18 protein-coding genes are annotated in these 20,170 nt (G+C 62.6%); 6 read left to right on the top strand and 12 right to left on the bottom strand.

Going from position 1 to position 20,170, the window contains the following annotated elements; translation table 11 throughout:
* Positions 1-25 precede the first annotated feature (25 nt).
* Positions 26-1,573 (top strand): sensor histidine kinase, encoded by a 1,548-nt coding sequence (locus tag CKW22_RS17795; RefSeq protein ID WP_095064539.1) that lies wholly within the window; start codon positions 26-28, stop codon positions 1,571-1,573.
* Positions 1,574-1,630: 57 nt separating this feature from the next.
* Here the strand turns inward: CKW22_RS17795 and CKW22_RS17790 are convergent, their stop codons facing one another.
* A complete protein-coding gene (locus CKW22_RS17790) occupies positions 1,631-1,939 on the bottom strand; it encodes a hypothetical protein (RefSeq protein ID WP_033698510.1) in 309 nt (102 codons plus the stop codon).
* A 244-nt stretch (positions 1,940-2,183) separates the two neighbouring features.
* On the opposite strand from CKW22_RS17790, the gene CKW22_RS17785 reads away from it, so the two are divergent.
* Positions 2,184-2,417 (top strand): hypothetical protein, encoded by a 234-nt coding sequence (locus CKW22_RS17785; RefSeq protein WP_033698508.1) that lies wholly within the window; start codon positions 2,184-2,186, stop codon positions 2,415-2,417.
* A 33-nt stretch (positions 2,418-2,450) separates the two neighbouring features.
* Here CKW22_RS17785 and CKW22_RS17780 read toward each other — a convergent pair whose 3' ends face one another.
* Complete coding sequence (locus CKW22_RS17780; RefSeq protein WP_033698506.1) at positions 2,451-3,308, bottom strand: SDR family oxidoreductase; 858 nt, start codon at positions 3,306-3,308, stop codon at positions 2,451-2,453.
* Between the two features lie 192 nt (positions 3,309-3,500).
* On the opposite strand from CKW22_RS17780, the gene CKW22_RS17775 reads away from it, so the two are divergent.
* Positions 3,501-4,025 (top strand): hypothetical protein, encoded by a 525-nt coding sequence (locus tag CKW22_RS17775; RefSeq protein WP_033698504.1) that lies wholly within the window; start codon positions 3,501-3,503, stop codon positions 4,023-4,025.
* Positions 4,026-4,069: 44 nt separating this feature from the next.
* Here CKW22_RS17775 and CKW22_RS17770 read toward each other — a convergent pair whose 3' ends face one another.
* Positions 4,070-5,272, bottom strand: a complete 1,203-nt coding sequence (locus CKW22_RS17770; RefSeq protein WP_047583372.1) for a zinc-dependent alcohol dehydrogenase — start codon at positions 5,270-5,272, stop codon at positions 4,070-4,072.
* A gap of 124 nt (positions 5,273-5,396) precedes the next feature.
* Here CKW22_RS17770 and CKW22_RS17765 point away from each other — a divergent pair, with 124 nt between their 5' ends.
* The gene (locus tag CKW22_RS17765; RefSeq protein ID WP_320326799.1) at positions 5,397-5,759 is read left to right on the top strand and encodes a hypothetical protein; all 363 of its coding nucleotides are present in this window, start codon (positions 5,397-5,399) and stop codon (positions 5,757-5,759) included.
* Positions 5,760-5,945: 186 nt separating this feature from the next.
* Here the strand turns inward: CKW22_RS17765 and CKW22_RS17760 are convergent, their stop codons facing one another.
* The 8 genes from CKW22_RS17760 to CKW22_RS17725 form a co-directional block, all read right to left on the bottom strand.
* Positions 5,946-8,147, bottom strand: a complete 2,202-nt coding sequence (locus CKW22_RS17760) for a xanthine dehydrogenase family protein molybdopterin-binding subunit (RefSeq protein ID WP_033698501.1) — start codon at positions 8,145-8,147, stop codon at positions 5,946-5,948.
* Complete coding sequence (locus CKW22_RS17755; protein ID WP_033698500.1) at positions 8,144-9,145, bottom strand: xanthine dehydrogenase family protein subunit M; 1,002 nt, start codon at positions 9,143-9,145, stop codon at positions 8,144-8,146. Before CKW22_RS17755 ends, CKW22_RS17760 begins: the two co-directional genes overlap by 4 nt.
* Positions 9,142-9,669 carry a (2Fe-2S)-binding protein gene (locus CKW22_RS17750; RefSeq protein ID WP_095064538.1) on the bottom strand — a complete coding sequence of 176 codons (528 nt, stop codon included), beginning with the start codon at positions 9,667-9,669 and terminating at the stop codon, positions 9,142-9,144. The genes CKW22_RS17755 and CKW22_RS17750 overlap by 4 nt, the downstream gene beginning before the upstream one ends.
* Before the next feature lie 97 nt (positions 9,670-9,766).
* A complete protein-coding gene (locus CKW22_RS17745) occupies positions 9,767-11,554 on the bottom strand; it encodes a thiamine pyrophosphate-requiring protein (protein ID WP_095064537.1) in 1,788 nt (595 codons plus the stop codon).
* 111 nt (positions 11,555-11,665) lie between these two features.
* A complete protein-coding gene (locus tag CKW22_RS17740; RefSeq protein ID WP_033698495.1) occupies positions 11,666-12,220 on the bottom strand; it encodes a PqiC family protein in 555 nt (184 codons plus the stop codon).
* 17 nt (positions 12,221-12,237) lie between these two features.
* A complete protein-coding gene (locus CKW22_RS17735; protein WP_033698494.1) occupies positions 12,238-13,893 on the bottom strand; it encodes an intermembrane transport protein PqiB in 1,656 nt (551 codons plus the stop codon).
* Positions 13,874-14,518 carry a paraquat-inducible protein A gene (locus CKW22_RS17730; protein ID WP_033698493.1) on the bottom strand — a complete coding sequence of 215 codons (645 nt, stop codon included), beginning with the start codon at positions 14,516-14,518 and terminating at the stop codon, positions 13,874-13,876. The genes CKW22_RS17735 and CKW22_RS17730 overlap by 20 nt, the downstream gene beginning before the upstream one ends.
* A complete protein-coding gene (locus CKW22_RS17725) occupies positions 14,515-15,111 on the bottom strand; it encodes a paraquat-inducible protein A (RefSeq protein ID WP_033700120.1) in 597 nt (198 codons plus the stop codon). The genes CKW22_RS17730 and CKW22_RS17725 overlap by 4 nt, the downstream gene beginning before the upstream one ends.
* 599 nt (positions 15,112-15,710) lie before the next feature.
* Here CKW22_RS17725 and nosP point away from each other — a divergent pair.
* Both nosP and nahK read left to right on the top strand, forming a co-directional pair.
* Positions 15,711-16,874, top strand: a complete 1,164-nt coding sequence (gene nosP / locus CKW22_RS17720) for a nitric oxide-sensing protein NosP (RefSeq protein ID WP_095064535.1) — start codon at positions 15,711-15,713, stop codon at positions 16,872-16,874.
* Positions 16,804-19,464 (top strand): hybrid sensor histidine kinase/response regulator NahK/ErcS', encoded by a 2,661-nt coding sequence (gene nahK, locus CKW22_RS17715; protein WP_095064534.1) that lies wholly within the window; start codon positions 16,804-16,806, stop codon positions 19,462-19,464. The genes nosP and nahK overlap by 71 nt, the downstream gene beginning before the upstream one ends.
* Here the strand turns inward: nahK and CKW22_RS17710 are convergent.
* Entirely contained in the window at positions 19,449-20,114 is a 666-nt protein-coding gene (locus tag CKW22_RS17710) for a response regulator transcription factor (protein ID WP_033698488.1), read from the bottom strand. The two genes, nahK and CKW22_RS17710, sit on opposite strands and share 16 nt — an antisense overlap.
* Positions 20,115-20,170: the final 56 nt, after the last annotated feature.

Raw genomic sequence — 20,170 nt, 5'->3', positions numbered from 1 at the left:
TCAACCAGCTTTGGATATCGTCCCCATGCATCAAACCCCTGACGAAACAATTCGCGCCGCGTTGCAGAAGTCGCACGCCAGGCTTCATCGCCAGCATGAACTGGTGGTCGAGTACGGCGTCATGTCACTCAAGTCGTCTGACCTGGATACGTTGCTGACCCAAGCCTGCTCTGCCGTGGCCAAGGGCATGGACACCCGCTTTGCCAAGGTGCTTACGCCGATACCCGACAGCGATGAGTTTTTGCTGTCCCATGGTGTGGGTTGGGATGACGCTGATATCGGGCACGCCACGGTGGGTGGCGATATCGCCAGCCCTGCGGGCTACGCCATCTCGACCTACAGGCCTGTGCTGTCGAACCATCTGGGGCAGGAGCAACGTTTCAGAACCCCCTCGCTGCTCAAGAAATACGGCATCGAGCGAGCGATCAACGTGCCTATTCGAGGCACCACCGCCCCCTTTGGCGTACTCGAAGCGGACAGCAGCAATGGCGAAGACTTCATCGAAAGCGACCTGGTGTTCCTGGAAGGCATTGCCAATGTCATCTCCATGGCGGTGGAAAGGATCACGGCAGGCGCAGAAATGCAGTCTACGGACCCGTATTCCGAAAGTGTGCTGAACGCCAGCCCTGACTGCGTGAAAATCCTCTCGGCGAGCGGTGATATCGAGTTCATGAACGATGCTGGCATGTGCCTGTTGCACATCGGCGACCTCGCTCAGATACGTGGGGTGGCGTGGCCGCAGATCTGGCCAGATGAATCCCGCAGTGTGGTGCTGGACGCTATCAGAAGAGTAGCGGGTGGGGAGTCAGCGCGCTTCGAGGCGTTCTGCCCGACCCTGCAGAATGAGCCGAAATGGTGGGATGTGACGGTGGCGCCAATATTTGGCGAGCAGGGCGAATTTGCAAAGATTATTGCCGTGTCGCGTGACATTACCGAACGTCGGCATCATGAAGCCCAATTGTTATCGTTGATCGATGCACAAAATACCAAGTTGAATAAAACCGACCTGCACCTGGAAGAAATCCACCACCGGGTGAAGAACAGCCTGCACTTGGTCAACACCTTATTGCTGTTGCAGGCAAACATGGCCGCTGATGAAGCGGTCAAACTGCAACTGGAAACAGCCGCGACCCGGGTATTGACCATTGCCAGCGTCCATGAGCGTCTTTATCAGAATGCTGAAACGCAACACGTGCGCGTCTCGGATTATCTAGAGGCGCTACTGGGTGATCTGGGCAAGGCATTGGCCGACCGCAAGATAGTGCTGCATGCTGACACGTTCATTCTTGCGCCCGAAAGAATGGCGCCACTGGGCCTGGTGATATCCGAACTGATCACTAACTCGCTGAAGTATGGAAGAGGCACGGTGGATGTCAGCGTAATGGGCCACGGTAATCATGCCCTGATCACGGTATCGGACGAGGGCGATGGCTTTCCGGAGTCTTACCCCAAACCTACCGGTACCGGGCTGGGCATGCGCCTGGTAAAAAGCTATTCGGGCTATGGCAGCCTGGCGATCACGGTGGATCGCAGTGAACGTAAAAGCACGATTCACGTGCGCTTCAAACTCTAGCGACATGCGCCTGCGTTCTGGCCCCAGGGCAGCAATGCCACCCCGGGGTCAATGGCATCAACGATTTTTGTCCTGGTGCTGCGTATCGCCTTGATCGGCTTGACCGCCGCCCATACGGCCAGGGTCAGACGGGTTTTGCCCGGTGGGTTGATCAGTACCTGCCTGACCTCCCTTGCTACCGGTGTCGCTGGAGCGTTCCCAATCCTTGTTCATCTTGTCTTCAGGCTTTTGCCCAGGTTGCTGGCTGCCTTTTTGTTTGTCGGGCATGTCACCGCCTGCACCCTGGCCACCTCTTTGGCCTGCATCGCCGGCCTTGGAGTCGGCGTTGTCGCCTTGATTTGCGCCCCTGTCCTGATTGTTAGCCATGACCGCATACCTCTATTCGAACACAGGAAGGTCTGTGTTCAGTTGTGACTCCGTGACCGTTTGAGGCTGTTCATTTATTGCGCCAGATTCAGACAAAACGCCTGAACAACTGGGGGAGCGGCATTTGTGGCTCCAATAGCCTCGGTGCTGTTGGCATTGGAGGCTGCGAATTAAAAAACTTTGCATGAGTCGTCTTGAGTCTTTGTCATAGTCAGACTAATACTAAAGAACTGCCGGAAGAGGGCTGATCATGCATAGGCGATTTGTTGTGGTTCCCGCCGTACCTCGTCAGAAAGAGATCTTGCCTCGGCGCATCGGTTTCCCCAGTGCCCTGGGCGAGGGCTACGACTTATACGACACACAAGACAAGATCCGCCTCAGTTTGAGTTTCTCAACACGCGCCGAAGCCGAGTTCGAATGTGCAACCCGCAACACTTACGACGATGCCAATGATGTGAACTTCGCCGGCAGCGGTTGAGCTGGCAAAGGCCAGGGCGTTTCCCTGGGCATTTCACAGCACAGGCTTGCCGCCCGTTACTGCGTAGCGCGCGCCAGAGATATAGCTGGCCTCATCGGACCCGAGCAATACGTACACCGGCGCCACCTCGACGGGCTGCCCCGGCCTGCCCATCGGGTAGCCCGAGCCAAAGTTCTTCACAGCCTCATCGGGCATGGTCGCCGGGATCAGCGGCGTCCAGATTGGCCCAGGGGCAACGCTGTTGACCCGGATGCCCTTGTCTGCCAGCAATTGCGCCAGGCCTGCAGTGAAGTTGGCGATGGCGCCTTTGGTGGCGGCATAGGCCAGCAACTTGGGCGAGGGGTCATCGGAGTTGACCGAACTGGTGTTGATGATCGAGCTGCCTTTGGGCATCGACGGCAAGGCCCGTTGGCAAATGCGGAAGATAGCAGTGATATTGACATCAAAGGTCATCACCCACTCGTCATCGTCGATTTCATCCAGCGACTCATGTGCCATCTGAAACGCCGCGTTGTTGACCAGGATGTCGATACGGCCAAATTGCGCCACGGTCTTGTCGACGATGTCGTAGCACTGCTGTTTTTGCCGCAGGTCACCGGGCAGCAGCAGGCATTGCCGGCCTGCGGCCTTGACCCAGCGCGCGGTTTCCTGGGCATCGTCGTGCTCATCGAGATAGGCAATGGCAACGTCTGCCCCTTCGCGGGCATAGGCAATAGCCACCGCACGGCCGATGCCGCTGTCGGCACCGGTAATCAGCGCGATCTTGCCATCGAGCCGGCCGCTGCCGGTGTACGTCTGCTCGCCACAATCGGGGTAGGGCTCCATCTTGCGTTGAGCGCCTGGCACGTTTTGCGGCTGTGACGGGAAGGGTGGGGTGGGGTAGTCGCGCATGGCAGAAGCTCCTTCAGCTGAGAACGTTCATACCGATTCGAAAGGGGTGTAGCGCGAGTGTTGGAGTGGATGCCGGGTTTCAACGACGGACGGTCAGGCCACGCAGATACACTGAATTTTTCGCTCGCTCGATGGTTCTATCGCTGAACAGCCCGCATTTCGCGCAAGGCTTAACGACACTGGAGCCTGCAAGTGCCTCGTATCATCACGCCATCGACGCCTGAACATGAGATCGAGGAAAAGAATGCAAGAATGTTTGGTACCGCCAAGGAACGTCTTGATTTCTATCGAAGGGAAATCCAGTACGAAACCACCATCCTGGCCAACCGTACCGACGCCTATCTTGCTGCACAGTCTTTTCTGGTGATTGCGTTCGTGTCATCCATGGGCAACCTGAACCAGAGCTGGGGTGAGATGTTCACCCTGATCGTGCCTGCCTTTCTCGCGCTGCTGGGTGTTTTGAGTTCGCTCAATGCCTGGCCGGGTATTCGCGCTGCCTATCGGATCATCGATCACTGGCAGCTCAAGCAAAGCCACCTGCTGCGCAGTGAGCCGATGATGGGCTTGGCCTACGACGAATCGCCGCTGTTCTGTGAGGCTGAAACCTCCCGGGCAGGGCATCGAAAATCCCTGCTGTTCTCACTTCGCACGCCTTGGATCTTTCTCGGCTTCTGGGTGCTGCTGGGCACTTACGCGGTGTACATCCAGCTGGCCTGATCGGTTGGGGAGGGCGGGGCCTGATTGCACCGCCCTCATCAGCGCTATGCGAAGTCGCTGCCCAGGGTTCCGGGTGCAGCCCCCGGAACAAGAATGACTTTTCGGCAACTGTCCTGTTTCTGGTCGAACAGCTTGTAGCCAAGGGCTGCTTCTTCCAGGGCAAGTCGGTGCGTAACGATCATCTCCGGTTGCAGGCGCCCGGCCTCGATATGTTCCAGCAGTTCAGGCAGGTACTTGTGCACATGGGTCTGGCCCATCTTGAACGTCAGGCCCTTGTCGAACGCGTCACCGAACATGAAGGCATGAATGAAGCCGGCATACACCCCGGGCACGCTGACCACGCCGCCGCGGCGCACGGCAGCGATGCTTTGGCGCAAGGCCTTGCCGCTGCTGCCCTCGATCTTCAGCGCCGTCATCACGGTTTCTGCGGTGCTGCCCTTGGCCTCGAAGCCGACTGCATCGATCACGGCATCCACACCGCGCATCCCCGGTGTGTGGCGGATGATGCTGTCGGCCGGGTCGTCATCCTGCTCGAAGTTGATCGGGACAACCCCGTAAGCCTCTTGGGCATACGCCAGGCGGTAGTCATTGTCATCGACCATGAACACGGTCTGTGCCCCAAGCATTCGCGCACAGGCAGCGCTCAGCAGCCCCACCGGCCCGGCACCGTAGATTGCCACCGACGAACCCGGGCCGACTTCAGCATTGATCACCGCCTGCCAGGCGGTCGGCAGGATATCGGAGAGAAACAGCACCTTGTCATCGGCCAGGTCGGTGGGCACTTTGAACGGGCCGACATTGGCTTTGGGCACGCGCACATAGTCGGCCTGCCCGCCAGGAATGCCGCCATACAGATGACTGTAGCCAAACAAGGCAGCCCCCGGTGGGATGCCTTTCTTGTTGACGATGGAGCCGCGCCCCGTATTGGTGGTTTCGCACGCGGCAAACAGATCGTGCTGGCAGAAGAAGCAATTGCCGCAGGCGATGACGAAGGGGATCACCACACGGTCGCCAACCTGCAGGTGGGTGACGTCCTTGCCGGTGGCCTCGACGATGCCCATGAATTCGTGGCCGAAGATATCGCCCGATTCGGTCTGCGGGATCTTGCCCCGATAGAGGTGCAGGTCCGAGCCGCAGATGGCGGTGGCCGTCACCCTGAGGATGATGTCGTCCGGCTCCTGAAGGCTGGGGTCAGGCACGGTATCGACCCGGACATCGTTGGCTCCGTGATAGGTCAACGCTCTCATGGCATGCATCTCCTGCAGTGGTGGATGTACGAGGCTAAGCAGAGGAAACTGGCGGGCACGGCAAAGTTCAGACCAACAGGTTCAGCGGCGACTTCGACCGTTGATAGTTCTGAATGAACCTATCTTGCTGCCGACGGCTCGATTGTCAGAAGCGCGCGGGATGACCGGGATGAATGCGTTTACACAGCAGGCAGGGCTGGCGCAGCGCCGCCTCGAAGCCATCAACCGATGGTTCCAGCATTTCGACGACCAGCAATTGCGCCGCGATTGCCCCAGCAGCTATCACGAGCAGCTGCTACGCCAGGCCGATGAAATGGACCGCTTGCACCTGATCGAATGGCAAGAGTGGCGTGACTTGCGGCGCCTGGCCGATTGGGCCTTTCTCAAGGCGGTGGCGGGCCTGGATTATCATGCTTTTCATACCCCCGTTGTGCATGCATACGGGCGTGTTACAGCGCCGGCACCTCATTCAGGAACACCAGGATGAATGATTTTCAGGTCGCCTGAGTGGCTGCCAGCCCGGCGCGGTTTGAGGCCGATACAAAACCTGGCGGCACGGCTGCAGCGCAGCCATGCCGCGGGGGGCCGACCTGGTGCATCTTCGACAATACCGCTTCGGGCGCAGCCTTGGGCAATGCCCTGACAACGCTGGCCTGCCTGAGCTGAGGGCGTGCTACAGCAGCTTATCGAGCGTGATCGGAAATTCCCTCACCCGCTTGCCGGTGGCGTGGTAAATGGCGTTGGCCACCGCCGCTGCCACCCCGACCACACCGATTTCCCCCACGCCCTTGGAGCCCAGCTCGTTGACGATGTCGTCGTGCTCTTCGACGAAGATAACCTCGATTTCACCGCTGTCGGCGTTTACCGGTATGTGGTATTCCGCCAGGTTGTGGTTGAGGATTCGCCCCAAGCGGTGATCGGTTTGCGTCGCTTCGTGCAATGCCATGCCGATACCCCAGATGACACCGCCGAGGATCTGGCTGCGTGCGGTCTTGGGGTTGACGACGCGGCCCGCTGCCACAGCGCTGACCACCCGGGTGACCTTGACCGAGCCCAGGTCTTCATCGACCTGCACCTCGACGAACACGGCGCAATGGGTCGCGGTGGCGAAGGGTTTGCGCTTGGCGCTGGGCGCTGCTTCGACCTGCACCTCGAAAAACCCCTCGGGGGCACTGGCCACGATGTCCGCAAGTGCAAGGCGGTGGTTGCCTGCCTGTAGGTAGCCGTCAGCGAACGTGATTTTTTCAACCGGCGCTTTACCGACCTCAGGGTAATGCTGGCGTGCATGCGCAAGCACCTTGCTGCGCAGGGCCAGGCACGCCTGGCGCACGGCCGAACCTACCGACGACACCGTGAAAGACCCACCCTGCAGCGGCGCGGTCGGCAGCGAAGAGTCCCCCAGCACAAAGGTCACGTCTTGCACACGGGCGCCAGCGGCGTCGGCCGCGATCTGCGTCATGACGGTGTAGGTGCCGGTGCCGATGTCGGTAGTCGCGCTGCTGACGGTCAAATGCCCTGCGCCATCGATGCGCGCCTTGGCACTGGCTTTCATCTGCATGGCCTCCCAGACCCCGCCTGCCATGCCCCAGCCAACCAACTGCTGCCCATGGCGCATGCTGCGGGGTTGTGGGCGGCGGTTGCCCCAGCCAAAACGCTGGGCACCCTGGTCATAGCAGGCCAACAGCTCCTTGCTCGAATAGGGTTTGCCCTCGTTGCCATTGATGGCAGCGAAATTGCGACGGCGCAGCTCTAGCGGGTCGATATCGGCTGCGCACGCCAGCTCATCCATGGCGCATTCCAGGGCGATCATCCCGGACGCGGCGCCCGGTGCGCGCATGTCCAGCGGGGTGTACACATCCAGGGGCGCAAGGCGGTAGCTCAGGGCAACGTTGTCGCACTGGTAGAGCATGCCGCTCCATTCCACCAGGTGCTCGGTGAAGTCCTCGAAGCGTGAGGTCTGGCCAAGCGCGTCATGGGCAATCGCCAGCAACCGCCCCTGCGAATCGGCCCCCAGGCGCAGCCGTTGCTGGGTGCGGGGCCGGTAGCCGAAGGTGAACATCTGCTGGCGGGTCAGCGTGACACGCACCGAACGTTGCAGGTGCAAGGCCGCCATCACCGCCAGGGGCAGCTGGTACTGCGGGCGCAACCCCGAGCCGAAGGCACCGCCGACGAACGCTGCCAGCACCCGGACTTTTTCCTTGGGCAGGTCGAATACCTTGTGCAGGTAGTCCTGGCAATTTTGCGTACCTTGGGTTTTGTCATGGATTTCCAGGCTGCCGTCGGCCTGGTACAGCACCGTCGAAGCATGGGGCTCCATCGGGTTGTGGTGTTCGTTGGCAGTGAGGTAGGTCGCGTCTACCTGCACCGCGGCGTTGGCAAACTGCCCGGTAAAATCGCCGCGAGGGGCGGGCGTTTCGGCGGGTGCCGGGTGCGTTTTGTCGAGTACGCTGGCCAGGTCGGTTTCATGGGGTTCTTCGAGGTACTCGACCTTCACCAGCGATCCTGCATACCTTGCCAGCTCCAGGCTTTGCGCGACCACCAGCGCCAGGGGCTGGCCGCTGTACAGCACGCGATCGTTGAACAACGGCCGAAATGGCGTGCCCTCGGCCGAGTCGGCGTCACTGTAATCGTCGTCGTAACTGGAAATGCGAGGGCGATGGGCATGGTCCAGCACGGCGATTACCCCCGGCACGCTCAGTGCCTGGGCAGTGTCGATGCTCAGCACCCGCCCACGGGCGATCGTGCTGGACACCACGCTGCCATGCAGCAACCCGGCCTGTGGGTACTCGCCCGCATAGCGCGCCTGCCCGGTGACTTTCGCCACACCGTCGACACGGTCCATGGCCGTGCCCACTACCGCTGTTTTGATGTTCATGAAGTTGCCCCCCTGGCTTTTGCCCCGAGCGCCGCATCGCTTAATGCGCGCACGATGGCACGTTGCGCGAGGGGCACCTTGAAGCCGTTGTGGGCCAAGGGTTCTGCCCCTTGCAGCAGGGCGTCGGCCGCTTGGGTGAACAGCGCCTGCGTGGGCGCCTGGCCGATCAACGTGCGTTCGACAGCCGGGTCTCGCCAGGGCTTGTGGGCCACGCCACCCAGCGCCAGGCGTGCGTCCTGGATCACGCCGCCATTGAGGTTCAACCCGGCGGCAACCGATACCAGTGCAAACGCATAAGACGCCCGATCGCGGATCTTCAAATAGCGGTAGTGGTCTTCGAACGTGGGGGGCGGCAGTTCGAGGGCGGTTATCAGCTCATCGGCGGCCAGTTGATTGTCGCGCTCCGGTGCGTCCCCGGGCAGGCGGTGGAAGTCGGCGAAGGGTATCTGGCGTTTGCCGGCCCGGCCCTGCACATGGACCACGGCCTCGAGCGCTGCCAGCGCCACACACATGTCCGAAGGGTGTGTCGCAACGCAGGCATCGCTGGCACCGAGGATGGCGTGGATACGGTTCAGGCCTGTGCGCGCCGGGCAGCCGCTGCCTGGCTCGCGCTTGTTGCAGGGTGTGCCGGTGTCATAAAAGTAGTAACAGCGGGTACGTTGCAACAGGTTGCCGCCGGTACTGGCCATGTTCCGCAACTGCGGCGAGGCGCCTGCCAGAATGGCCTCGGCCAGCAGGGGATAGTGCTGTTCGATCACAGAGGCCCAGGCCAGCTCGGCATTGCTGACCAGTGCGCCGATCAGCACGCCACCGTTCGCGGTGGCCTGAATACCGTTCAACCCGAGGCCTGTTATGTCGATCAGGCGCTCGGGGCGCACCACGTTTTCTTTCATCAGGTCGACGAGGTTGGTGCCACCGGCGATGAAACGTGAGGACACGTCGGCCAGGCCGACGGCTTCGCCGACCGATGCCGGCTTGTGGTAGCTGAACGGCGTCATGCGCGCGGCCCTCCCTGCAGGTTGGCCTTGGCGCGCATCAGCGGCAGTGCTTCTTCCACCGCCGCGATGATGTTGCTGTAGGCCCCGCAGCGGCAGAGGTTGCCGCTCATCTGCTCGCGAATGGCTTCGCGCGTGCAGGCGCGCCCTTCTTCTGCCAGGCCAACGGCGGAGCAGATCTGGCCTGGGGTGCAGTAACCGCACTGGAAGGCATCATGGGTAATGAATGCGCGCTGCAGGGGGTGCAGTTCGTCACCCTCGGCCAGGCCTTCGATGGTGACCAGGTCAGCGCCGTCACACATGACGGCCAGGGTCAGGCAGGCGTTGACGCGTTTGCCGTCCCGTAACACCGTGCAGGCACCGCATTGGCCATGGTCACAGCCTTTCTTGGTGCCGATCAGGTCCAGTTGCTCGCGCAGTAGGTCGAGCAGTGTCGTCCAGGGGTAAACCTGCAGCGACCTGGCCTGGCCGTTGATTGTCAGGCGGAGGGGGTGTGCTTCGCCACTCTGGGGGGAGTTTGCGCTCATTGGGTGTCCTCACGATTGGGGGTCGCACAGTCGACTGCGTCTACGGTGTGCGACTGACCCTGGCGGGCAAACGTTCAGCGTTTCTGCCCAGCTGCCGTCACTTCTTCCCCGGTAACACCGAACTGAGCACCTGCTTGGCCGTCTGCACGATGACCCCGGCCTGGTCAGGGTCGCCCTTGAGCAAGGTACTGGCGAATTTCTTCGCCTGTTCCAGCTTGATATGCGGCGGCAGGGGCGGCACGTTGGGGTCGGTCTTGAACTCGATCAGCACCGGGCGATCGGCGTTCAGTGCGCGTTCCCAGGCGGCTGCGATGTCTTCTTCACGGTCGACGAAAATGCCCTGCAGGCCGATGGAGATTGCGAACAGGTGGTAGGGCACGTCGGGAATCGACTGCGACGCTTCGAACTTGGGGTCGCCTTCCATGACCCGCTGTTCCCAGGTGACCTGGTTGAGGTCCTCGTTGTTGAACACCGCACAGATCCATTGCGGGTTCTCCCACTGCTGCCAGTACTTGGCCACGGTGATCAGCTCGGCCAGGTTGTTCATCTGCATCGCGCCATCGCCGACCAGGGCCACCACCGGGCGCTGCGGATGGGCGAATTTCGCGGCAATGGCATAGGGCACGGCGGCGCCCATGCAGGCCAGGCCGCCGGACAATGAACACTGCATGCCTTGGCGAATCTGCAGGTCGCGCGCATACCAGTTGGCGCAAGAGCCGGAATCACTGGTCACAATGCTGTCGTCTGGCAGGCGCGGGGACAGCTCGTACACCACGCGCTGCGGGTTGATCGGCTCGGCATGGACCATGGCACGTTTGGCCAGGGTGTTGTCCCAGCGTGCGCGCCAGCCTTCGACCTTCTTGCGCCAGCGCCGGTCGGTCTTGTGTTGCAGCAGGGGCAGCAATGCACGCAAGGTCTCGCCAGCGTCACCGACCAGGTTGACCTCCATGGGGTAGCGCAGGCTCAGCATGTCGGGTTGCAGGTCGATCTGCACGCCACGGGCCTGGCCCTCCTTGGGCAGAAACTCGGCATAGGGGAAACCCGAACCGACCATCAGCAGGGTGTCGCATTCGTTCATCATCTGGTAGCTGGGCTCGGTCCCCAGCAAGCCGATGGCGCCGGTCACCCAGGGCAGGTCATCGGCTACTGCAGCCTTGCCCAGCAGCGCCTTGGCCACCCCAGCGCCCAACGTGTCTGCGATGGCGATGATTTCATCGGTTGCCTGCAAGGCCCCGGCGCCCACCAGGATGGCGACCTTGCGCCCGGCGTCGAGCACTTCGGCGGCGCGTTGCAGGTCGCTGTTATAGGGCACCACCTTGGGTTTGCTGTAGCCGATGCCCGAATGCACGGTGCCGTGGGCACGTGGCGGTTCGTGGTAGGGCAGGTCCTGCAGGTCATTGGGCAGAATCACCGCCGTCACCCGCCGCTCGCCGACGGCAGTGCGCACGGCGCGGTCGAGCAGGTGGCGTACCTGCGAAGGTGTGGAGGCCTGCTGGACGAATGCACCGGCCACGTCCTTGAACATCGACAGCAGGTCCAGCTCCTGCTGATAGTGGCCACCCAGTGCCGCCCGTGCCTGTTGGCCGACGATGGCCAGCACCGGCATGTGGTCCATGCGCGCGTCGTACAGGCCCGTGAGCAAATGCGATGCGCCGGGGCCTGAAGTGGCAATGCACACGCCCAGTTCGCCGGTGAACTTGGCGTGGGCACTGGCCATGAACGCGGCCATCTCCTCGTGGCGCGCCTGGATGAACTGGATCTTGCCGTTGGCCCGGCTCAGCGCGCCGAACACGCCATTGATGCCGTCGCCGGGGTAGCCGAAGATGCGCCGCACCCCCCATTGATACAAACGCTCCACCAGAAAGTCGCCTACCGTGCCCGTCATTGTCTGCTCCCGTGCTGTGGTCGATAGGGGTCTGGACTGGGCTTGCGCTGGGAAAGTTTCAACGGTGTGAACAACTGCTAGCGCGGCGGCTGGCGTGACGACCCCGCCGCTTCAACCATTGGCAGGGCAAGTGCCGCTTGACGACGCGGCGGCCTGGCTGATCAGGGCCGCCAGGCGCTTGACGTTGGCTTGCTGGGCAATCACCACGTCATCGATGCTGCTGCCAGCGGCGGTCTGCAAGGTGCTGCGGCAGGTCAGCTGGGTATTGGCTTCGCGGGCGCGCAAGCGCCACCTGGCGTCCAGCAGTGCGTACTGCCCCGGCAGTGAATCGAAGCGTTGCACATCCACGCGCAGGGACAGTTTGCGAGCGGGGCGGGTATTGCTCAGTTGGTCGACCAACGCGCTGCGCAGCTCATCCACCAGCGTGGCGCCCCACCACTGCGTCTCGAGAATCGCCAGGCTGCTGTCGCCCTGTCGGATCACCAGCTGTGGCCGGTCGACCTGTGGCGGAACGCTGACACTTTCGATCAGGATCTCGTCCGCGGCGTTGTGCGACGTGGGTGCCGGCTGCGCCGGCGTGAGGGTATGGAACTGGATCGGGTCGCTGCGGCAAGCGCCCAGGGCCAATAGCGCGACCAGCAGGGTAATCCTTGGCAGCTGGGTCATGTTCAACACTCCTGTGGTCATTTGCGGGGCGGCCCTTGCAGGTCCATCGGCCCCGCGTTGTCCGGGCGGCCACGGATCAGCGACTCGGGGTTGCGGCCCAGGTAGTCGGCAAGCTCGCGCAGGGAGCGCGACATGCGCCCCAGCTCGTCGAGCGTCTGGGTCAGCTGTTCACGCTGTGGCGAGTCTTCGGCCAGGGTCGAATTGGCCGACTTCAGGGTATTGCTGACCTCTGCCAGGGTGTTCTGCACCCCTGGCAAGGTCCGTGCGTTGAACTGGGTCAGGCCCTTGCGCAGCTCTACCAGGTTGGCATCGAGGTTACCGGCAATACGCTCCAGCGGCAGCCGGTTGAGCTTGTCGACCATGGTCTGCAACTGCTCCTGAAGCAGCTCCAGGCTGCCTGGTATGGTCGGGATGACCACCGGGCGGGCCGTCGGGTCGAAGGCCACCTTCTCGGCTTTGGGGAAGAAGTCCAGGGCGATGTACAGCTGGCCGGTGAGCAGGTTGCCACTGCGCGCCTGGGCACGCAGGCCGTTGTCGATGAAGGTGCCGATCAGCTTGGCGGCGGAGGCTTCGTCATTGGGGTCGTGCTGCAGGGCCTTGATCATTTTCTCGTGCGCACGGCCCAGGCGCTGAGGGTAGATGACGATGCCGACATTCACCGGGAAACTGCGTTTGACTTCATCGTAGTCCAGGTTCACCGCGACCACTCGGCCAATCTCCACGCCCAGGAACTCGACCGGCGCACCGACCTTGAGGCCGCGCATCGCCTGGTCGAAGCGTAGCGCCAGGTACTGCGCCTTGCCGGCGGGCGGGGCCAATGCACCGGCCTGGTCGGCGAACAGTTCAAAGCGCTGGTTCTCGCTGGCGGCCGTGTCGTTCGGGTTGTAGTCCGGCGCGCGGAAGGCGATGCCGCCGACCAGGATCGACGACAACGACTCGGTTTTCAGCGCAAAACCATTGGCGCCGACCTCCACATCAATGCCGCTGGCGTTCCAGAAGCGTGTGTTGGCGCTCACGAAGGCGTCGTTGGGTGCATGGATGAAGATCTCCACGTCCACCCCTTTACCTTCCTGGTCGAGGGCGTAGGCGACCACCTGGCCGACCGGGATCTTGCGGTAATACACGGGCGAACCGATGTCCAGCGAGCCTAGGTCCTGGGTGTGCAGGGTGAAGTGCTTGCCGGGCTCGCCGTAGGTGATGGCCGGCGGGTTCTCCAAGCCGATGAAGTGCTTCACGCGGGTGCTCGACTGGCCGATGTCGGCGCCGATGTAATCGCCCGAAAGCAGGGTGTCGATGCCCGACACGCCACCGGCGCCGATGCGCGGGCGGACTACCCAGAACTTCGAGTCCTCGCGGGTGAAGCTCTCGGCCTGCTTGTCGAGCTTGACGGTGGCGTTGACGTTTTTCTGGTCGTCACTCAGGGCCACTTCGGTGACGTGACCGATCACCACGTTACGGTAGCGTACCTCGGTCTTGTTGGCCGCCAGCCCCGCGCCGGTCTTGAAGGTGAGGGTGATGGTCGGGCCTTCCTGCATCAGGTTGTGCACGACCAGGGAAAGCCCGACCAGCACGGCCACGATGGGCACGATCCACACCAGGGAAAAGCCGAAGCGCCGAGTCTTGACCGGTGCAGGGCCGGGAATGGGCGGGCGGTCATTGCTGGATGGGGTCATCCATGAGCTCCTTGTCAGGTGGCGTGTCCCAGATCATGCGGGGGTCGAAACTCATCGCTGAGAGCATGGTGAACACCACCACCAGGCCAAAGAACAGGATGCCCGGACGCGGCTCGATGTCACCCAGCGATTGAAACTTCACCAGCGCCGCGACCAGCGCTACCACCAGCACATCGAGCATCGACCAATAGCCGATCAGTTCAACGAAACGGTAGAGCTTCGAGCGCTGCTGTTGCGCCCAGGTACTGCCGCGCTGGACGGTGATCAAGAGCATCGACAGGGCCACGAACTTCACCCCCGGCACAGCGATGCTGGCGATGAAGATGATCAGCGCAATGTCCCAGGCGCCGTGCTCCCAGAACTCCAGCACGCCGCTCATGATGGTGCTGTCGGCGCCGCTGCCGAGCATCATGGTGTTCATCACCGGCAGCACGTTCGCCGGTACATAGAAGGCCAGGGCGGCCAGCAGGTAAGCCCAGGTGCGGCCCAGGGAATTGGTCTTGCGCCGATGCAAAGGGGCGTCGCAGCGCGGGCACTGGTGCGGTTCGTCGTGCATGTCGCAGGCCAGGCCACAGCTGTGGCACAGGCACAGGTCAAGCTCGCTGGCGGTTGGTGGCCGGCTCATGGCATGTCCCACAAGTCACGAATATCGCGCCCGGCGATACGGATCATCAACAGGCTCAACACGGCCAGTGCGAGCAGGCCGATACCCGGCAGTACATCGAGCATACCGGCGAGTTTGAACACCGCCACCATCGCCCCCAGCAGGCACACTTCGAGCATGCTCCAGGGGCGCAAGGTCTCCAGCCAGCGCATGCACAGCTTGAACGCGGGGGAGCGGCGGGCGGTGAGGGCAAAACCTAGCACCCAGATGAGCAACAGCAGCTGGAAGGCGGGGGCGATGATGATCGAAATGGCCGCGACCATGGCCATGAAGGTAATCGGCCCCTGGCTCAATGCCAGCACCGAGTCCCATAACGTGGCACTGTTTTTAAGCCCCTGCAGGCTGATGCTCATCACCGGGTAGAAGTTGGCAAACAACCACAGCACCGCAGCCGTGAAGCTTAATGCCAGGCGTTGTTCCACCGTCAAGCCGTTGTGCCGCTGCAGCACACCGCCGCAGCGCGTGCACACGGTTTTCTGATGTTTGGCGAGCAATGCCTTCTGATAAACGCAATCGCAGTGCTCGCAGATGATCAATTGCTCGGGTGTGGACATCATGATGCTCTGATCAACCGGCAGTGAGGCCTTTCTGAATATAGAAGCGCTCTAGCATTAGGCAAATGGCCGGCGGACGAAACACGGATTGGCCTTTGGCTGGCCAGGGGGCGTACGCGGAGTGTTCGCCTTGGGGTTTTCAGTGCCTATGAGATCGAGCGCCGCCCGCGCGGCGCATCGCGACGCAAGGCCGCTCCTACATTTGTTTCGGGCCAGTGAGGCCAGTGGCATTTGCGCGCGACCGCCTTGTTTGTACGACGCGATATTGAGGGGGGCACCAAGGGGCCGCGCGCCAATGCCAGAGGAATAATTGGCCCGAAACAGATGTAGGAGCGGCCTTGCGTCGCGATGCGCCGCGCGGGCGGCGCTCGATCTCATAGGCGCTGAAAATGCCAAGCCTGGCACCTGCGGCGCTCGATCTCACAGGCGCTGAAAACCCCAAGCCTGGCACCTGCAAGCCCTAACCCTATCTCGCGCCAAGCCCCAATCCGCCCCCCCTCTACACCCATCGAACCCCAAACCCGCTACCCAAGTAGCATTCGTCCCCCCGTGCGTCCTCCGTACACTCAAGCCTCAGACACCCCGCGCCGGAGACCACGATGCAGCAGGCCCAAAACGACGGTGTTGTCAGCGCCATGTCACAGGCAACCGACGCGCGGCTGGCGGCCCAGGACCTGGCGCGGCAACTGCTGCACCCGCACCTGGGCTTCGTGCTGTTCTTCTGTTCGGCCGAATACAATCTACGCGAGCTGGGCGAGGCCCTCGAACAAGGTTTCGGCGGCATCCGCCTGGTCGGTTGCACCAGTGCCGGCGAAATCACCCCGCTGGGCTACGGCCGCAATTGCGTGACGGCAGTGGGGTTCGATCATCGGCATTTCTCCATCGCCACCGAACTGATCGATGAAATGGAGCACTTCAGCCTGATCGACGCCCAACAGCGGGTCGAGCGCCTGGTCGGCACCTGCCGCAGCAATACCCTGGCGCCGATCAAAGGCCACAGCTTTGCCCTGACCCTGCTCGACGGTTTGTCCAGCCGCGAGGAGATGATCCTCGCCGCCCTGAGCGCAGCACTGGGGGACATCCCGCATTTCGGCGGTTCGGCCGGCGATGACAACTACCTGACCCGCACCCATGTGTACTTCGGCGGCGCCTTCCACAGCGGTGCGGCGGTGGTGGTGCTGGTCAACACCTGGCTCGATTTCGAAGTGTTCACCACCCACCACATCCTGCCGCGCCAGGAAAAGCTGGTGGTGACCGGCGCCGACAGTGCCCAGCGCCGGGTCTTCGAGCTCAATGCCGAACCCGCTGCCGAGGAGTACGCCCGGCACATCGGCGTGCCGGTGGCCGAGCTCGATCACCGGGTTTTCGCCGCCCACCCGCTGGCAGTACGTCTCCACGACCAGTACTACGTGCGGGCGATCCAGCAAGTGCACCCGGACCTGAGCCTGAGCTTCTACTGCGCGGTGGAGAACGGCATCGTGCTCACGGCCATGGCCCCAGGGCCACTGTTGCCGAACCTGCACAACGTGTTCGATGGCTTGCACCGGCGCCTCGGCCCGTTGCTGCTGACCATCGGCTGTGACTGCTTCCTGCGGCGCCTGGAGCTGGAAGCCCAGGGCTGCCTGGCGCAGGTCGGCGGGTTCTTGCGCGAGCAGCGGGTGATGGGCTTCAACACCTACGGAGAGCAGTTCAATGGCATGCACATCAACCAGACCTTCACCGGGGTCGCCATTGCCCGCAACCGAGCTGCGCTCAGCCGCTGAACTGCAGGCCGAGGTCGCCCGGCTGCAGCACGAAAACCATAAGCTGCAGCGGATCAATGGCGCACTGATCGAGCGCATCGAGTCCGGCGTGACGCGTGGCAACGACCCGTACGCGGCGTTCCAGCATTCGGTAGTGCTGGCCGAGCAGGTGCGTGAACGCACCGATGCCCTGAACCAGGCCATGGCCGAGCTCAAGGCCGGCAACCATCTGCTCGGCGAAGCCCGACTGCGGGCCGAGACGGCCCACCAGCACCTGATCGACGCCATCGAAAGCATCTCGGACGCCTTCGTGCTGTTCGATCAGAACCAGCGGATCGTGCTGTGCAACAGCCGCTTCAAGGCCTTCTGGGCCAACACCCGGGTGCGCATCATTGCCGGCATGCGCCTGGCCGAGGTCAAGCGGCTGATGACGGCCAGTGGCCTGTTCAGCGAAGAAACCCGCGGGCACGCCGACGAGCACCTGCTGTACCGGCTGTACAACGGGCGCTGGCTGCAAGTCAGTGAACGGCCGACCTGCGAAGGCGGGCGAGTGATCCTGTTTACCGATATCACCGAGGTCAAGCTCAGCGAAACCCTGCGCCGCGAGCAGGCCGTGGCACAGAAGTCGCACCTGTTGCAGCGGGCGGTGGACAACCTGTCCCAGGGGGTGGCCATGGTCAATGCCGAGGGGGTTCTGGAGCTGTGGAACCGGCGTTTTCTGGAGCTCAGCGGCTTGGCTCCAGTCGCTGCCCACCGGCCCTTTGCCGAGGTGATCGGCGACAGCGAACTGAGCCTGTTGACCCCAGACAGCCGCGACGCCAACGGGCGGGTCATCCACGAGTGCGAACAACGCCTGTACGACGGGCGCATGCTGGAAATCCGTACGCATCCGCTGCCCACCGGCGGTTTCGTCAACACCTTCACCGATATCACCGAGCGCTACCAGCACGCCGAAGCCCTCAGCGAAAGCGAGCGCTGGATACGGCTGATTACCGACCATGTGCCGGCGCTGATCGCCTACCTCAATGCCGACCTGGTCTACGAGTTCACCAACAAGGTCTATGAACAGTGGTATTGCTGGCCGCGCGGCGTAATGCTCGGCCAGAGCCTGCGCGAGGCCCACAGCGAGCAGCATTACCAGCGCCTTGAAGCCTACGTGACGCGGGCGCTGGCGGGGGAGAGCGTGACGTTCGAGCTTGCCGAAACCAACATCAACGATCAGGAGCGCTACATGCTGGGCTCCTACGTCCCCAACCGCCTGGCCAACGGTGAAGTGGTGGGGATCTTCGTGCTGATCCGCGACATTACCGAGCGCCGCAAGACCGCCGAGGCCCTGCACCAGGCCTACCAGAACCTGGAGCAACGGGTGCGCGAGCGCACCGCCGAACTGACCCGCCTCAACGACCAGCTGCTGCGCGAGATCGATGAGCGCAGCCACGCCGAATCGCGCTTGCGCGAGGCCAAGCGCGAGGCCGAGCAGGCCAACCTGTCGAAAACCAAGTTCCTGGCCGCCGTCAGCCATGATCTGCTGCAACCCTTGAACGCGGCGCGGCTGTTCACCAGCGCCTTGCTCGAGCGCCGCGAGCCGCAGCAGAGTGTTCAACTGGTGCGTAATGTCAGCAATTCCCTTGAAGACGTGGAAAACCTGTTAGGCACCCTGGTGGACATTTCCAAGCTTGATGCCGGGGTGATCAAGGCCGATATCGCACCCTTCGCCCTCAGCGAGCTGATGGACAACCTCGCCGCCGAGTACGCCCAGGTGGCGCGCAGCGAAGGGCTTGAGTTGCACTTCGTGGGCTGTTCGGCCGTGGTGCACAGCGACATCCAGCTGCTGGCGCGGATTCTGCGCAACCTGCTCAGCAATGCCATCCGCTACACCCGCAGTGGCCGCGTGGTGCTGGGCTGTCGGCGCCAGCACCGCGGCCTGTGGATCGAGGTGTGGGACAGCGGGATCGGCATCGCCGAAGAACGCTTTGACGAAATGTTCCAGGAGTTCAAGCGTGGCGATGTGCAGCGCCCGGACCAGGACCGAGGCTTGGGCCTGGGTTTGGCTATCGTGGAGAAGATCGCCGGCATCCTCGGCCATCGGATCCGTGTGCGCTCATGGCTCGGCAAGGGCTCGGTGTTCGCTGTCGAGGTGCCGCTGAGCGCCACCGCGCCCAAGCCACAGCCGAGCCTGGCAATCAGCGAGCCGATGCTCGAACGCCTGCGCGGGGCGCGGGTCTGGGTGCTGGATAACGACGCGGCGATCTGCGCCGGCATGCGCACACTGCTGGAAGGTTGGGGTTGCCGGGTGGTCACGGCACTCTCGGAGCAAGACCTGGCGCGCCAGGTGGACAACTACCACGCCGAAGCCGACCTGCTGATCGCCGACTACCACCTGGGCAACGGCTGCAATGGCGTTGATGCGGTGGCGCGGATCAATGCCCGCCGTGCGGTGCCGTTGGCGGTGATGATGATCACCGCCAACTACAGCAACGAACTCAAGCAACAGATCCGTGAGTTGGGCCACACCCTGATGCACAAACCGGTGCGGCCTATGAAACTCAAGACCGCGATGAGCCACCTGCTGGCCGGCAACGCCACGCAGCCTGATCAGCGGCGCAGGTAGTCGCCGAAGTCGATATCGCCGGCACTGAGGATCGCCTGTACACGATTGTGCACATTGAGTTTGCGCAGAATCGCCGAGACATGGGCCTTGACCGTGGTTTCGGCGATATCCAGGGTGTAGGCGATCTGCTTGTTCGACTCGCCCTTGGTCATGCGTTCCAGTACCAGCAGTTGCTTGCGGGTCAGGGCCTGGAGCATCTCCGGCGGGAAGCTCGGGGCCTCGTTCAGGCGTCGGCTGGTGCCGGGCTTCTGGGCGCGGATGATGTCTGGGGGCAGGTAGACATTGCCGTTGAGGATCTGCTCGATCGCTTCGATCATCTGTGAGCGCGGCGAGGACTTGGTGATGAACCCCACGGCGCCATAGGTGATGGCCTGCAGCACGATCTGTTTTTCCTGCTCGGCCGAGACGATCACCACCGGTGTGGTCGGTGCTTCGTTGCGCAAGGTGATCAGGCCATTGAGGCCGTGCATGCCTGGCATGTTCAGGTCGAGCAGGATCAGGTCGAGGTCGTCATGCGCTTGGGTCAGCGCCAGGGCGCTGTCCAGGTCGGCAGTTTCCATGACTTCGCTGCCTTGGAAACCATCGCTGATGACGTTGTGGATGGCTTCGCGAAACAGTGGGTGATCGTCGGCAATCAGAATTTTGTACATGGCCTTTTCACCTCGTTGTTCTTGGATGGGGCGGGCACGCGTTCGCAGGCGGTCAG

It is taken from the genome of Pseudomonas sp. Irchel s3f19 (assembly GCF_900187555.1).
GTDB lineage: Bacteria > Pseudomonadota > Gammaproteobacteria > Pseudomonadales > Pseudomonadaceae > Aquipseudomonas > Aquipseudomonas capeferrum.
Note: the sequence above shows the minus strand (reverse complement) of the source record. Positions and strands in the feature narration are given on the sequence as shown.

Bases quoted from the DNA above. Each gene is read 5' to 3' on its own strand.
- CKW22_RS17750 (WP_095064538.1), bottom strand. From the start codon at position 9,669: ATGAGCGCAAACTCCCCCCAGAGTGGCGAAGCACACCCCCTCCGCCTG.
- CKW22_RS17730 (WP_033698493.1), bottom strand. From the start codon at position 14,518: ATGAGCCGGCCACCAACCGCCAGCGAGCTTGACCTGTGCCTGTGCCAC.
- CKW22_RS17770 (WP_047583372.1), bottom strand. From the start codon at position 5,272: ATGAGAGCGTTGACCTATCACGGAGCCAACGATGTCCGGGTCGATACC.
- CKW22_RS17760 (WP_033698501.1), bottom strand. From the start codon at position 8,147: ATGAACATCAAAACAGCGGTAGTGGGCACGGCCATGGACCGTGTCGAC.
- nosP (WP_095064535.1), top strand. From the start codon at position 15,711: ATGCAGCAGGCCCAAAACGACGGTGTTGTCAGCGCCATGTCACAGGCA.
- CKW22_RS17745 (WP_095064537.1), bottom strand. From the start codon at position 11,554: ATGACGGGCACGGTAGGCGACTTTCTGGTGGAGCGTTTGTATCAATGG.
- CKW22_RS17735 (WP_033698494.1), bottom strand. From the start codon at position 13,893: ATGACCCCATCCAGCAATGACCGCCCGCCCATTCCCGGCCCTGCACCG.
- CKW22_RS17740 (WP_033698495.1), bottom strand. From the start codon at position 12,220: ATGACCCAGCTGCCAAGGATTACCCTGCTGGTCGCGCTATTGGCCCTG.
- nahK (WP_095064534.1), top strand. From the start codon at position 16,804: ATGGCATGCACATCAACCAGACCTTCACCGGGGTCGCCATTGCCCGCA.
- CKW22_RS17710 (WP_033698488.1), bottom strand. From the start codon at position 20,114: ATGTACAAAATTCTGATTGCCGACGATCACCCACTGTTTCGCGAAGCC.
- CKW22_RS17755 (WP_033698500.1), bottom strand. From the start codon at position 9,145: ATGACGCCGTTCAGCTACCACAAGCCGGCATCGGTCGGCGAAGCCGTC.
- CKW22_RS17790 (WP_033698510.1), bottom strand. From the start codon at position 1,939: ATGGCTAACAATCAGGACAGGGGCGCAAATCAAGGCGACAACGCCGAC.
- CKW22_RS17780 (WP_033698506.1), bottom strand. From the start codon at position 3,308: ATGCGCGACTACCCCACCCCACCCTTCCCGTCACAGCCGCAAAACGTG.
- CKW22_RS17795 (WP_095064539.1), top strand. From the start codon at position 26: ATGCATCAAACCCCTGACGAAACAATTCGCGCCGCGTTGCAGAAGTCG.
- CKW22_RS17725 (WP_033700120.1), bottom strand. From the start codon at position 15,111: ATGTCCACACCCGAGCAATTGATCATCTGCGAGCACTGCGATTGCGTT.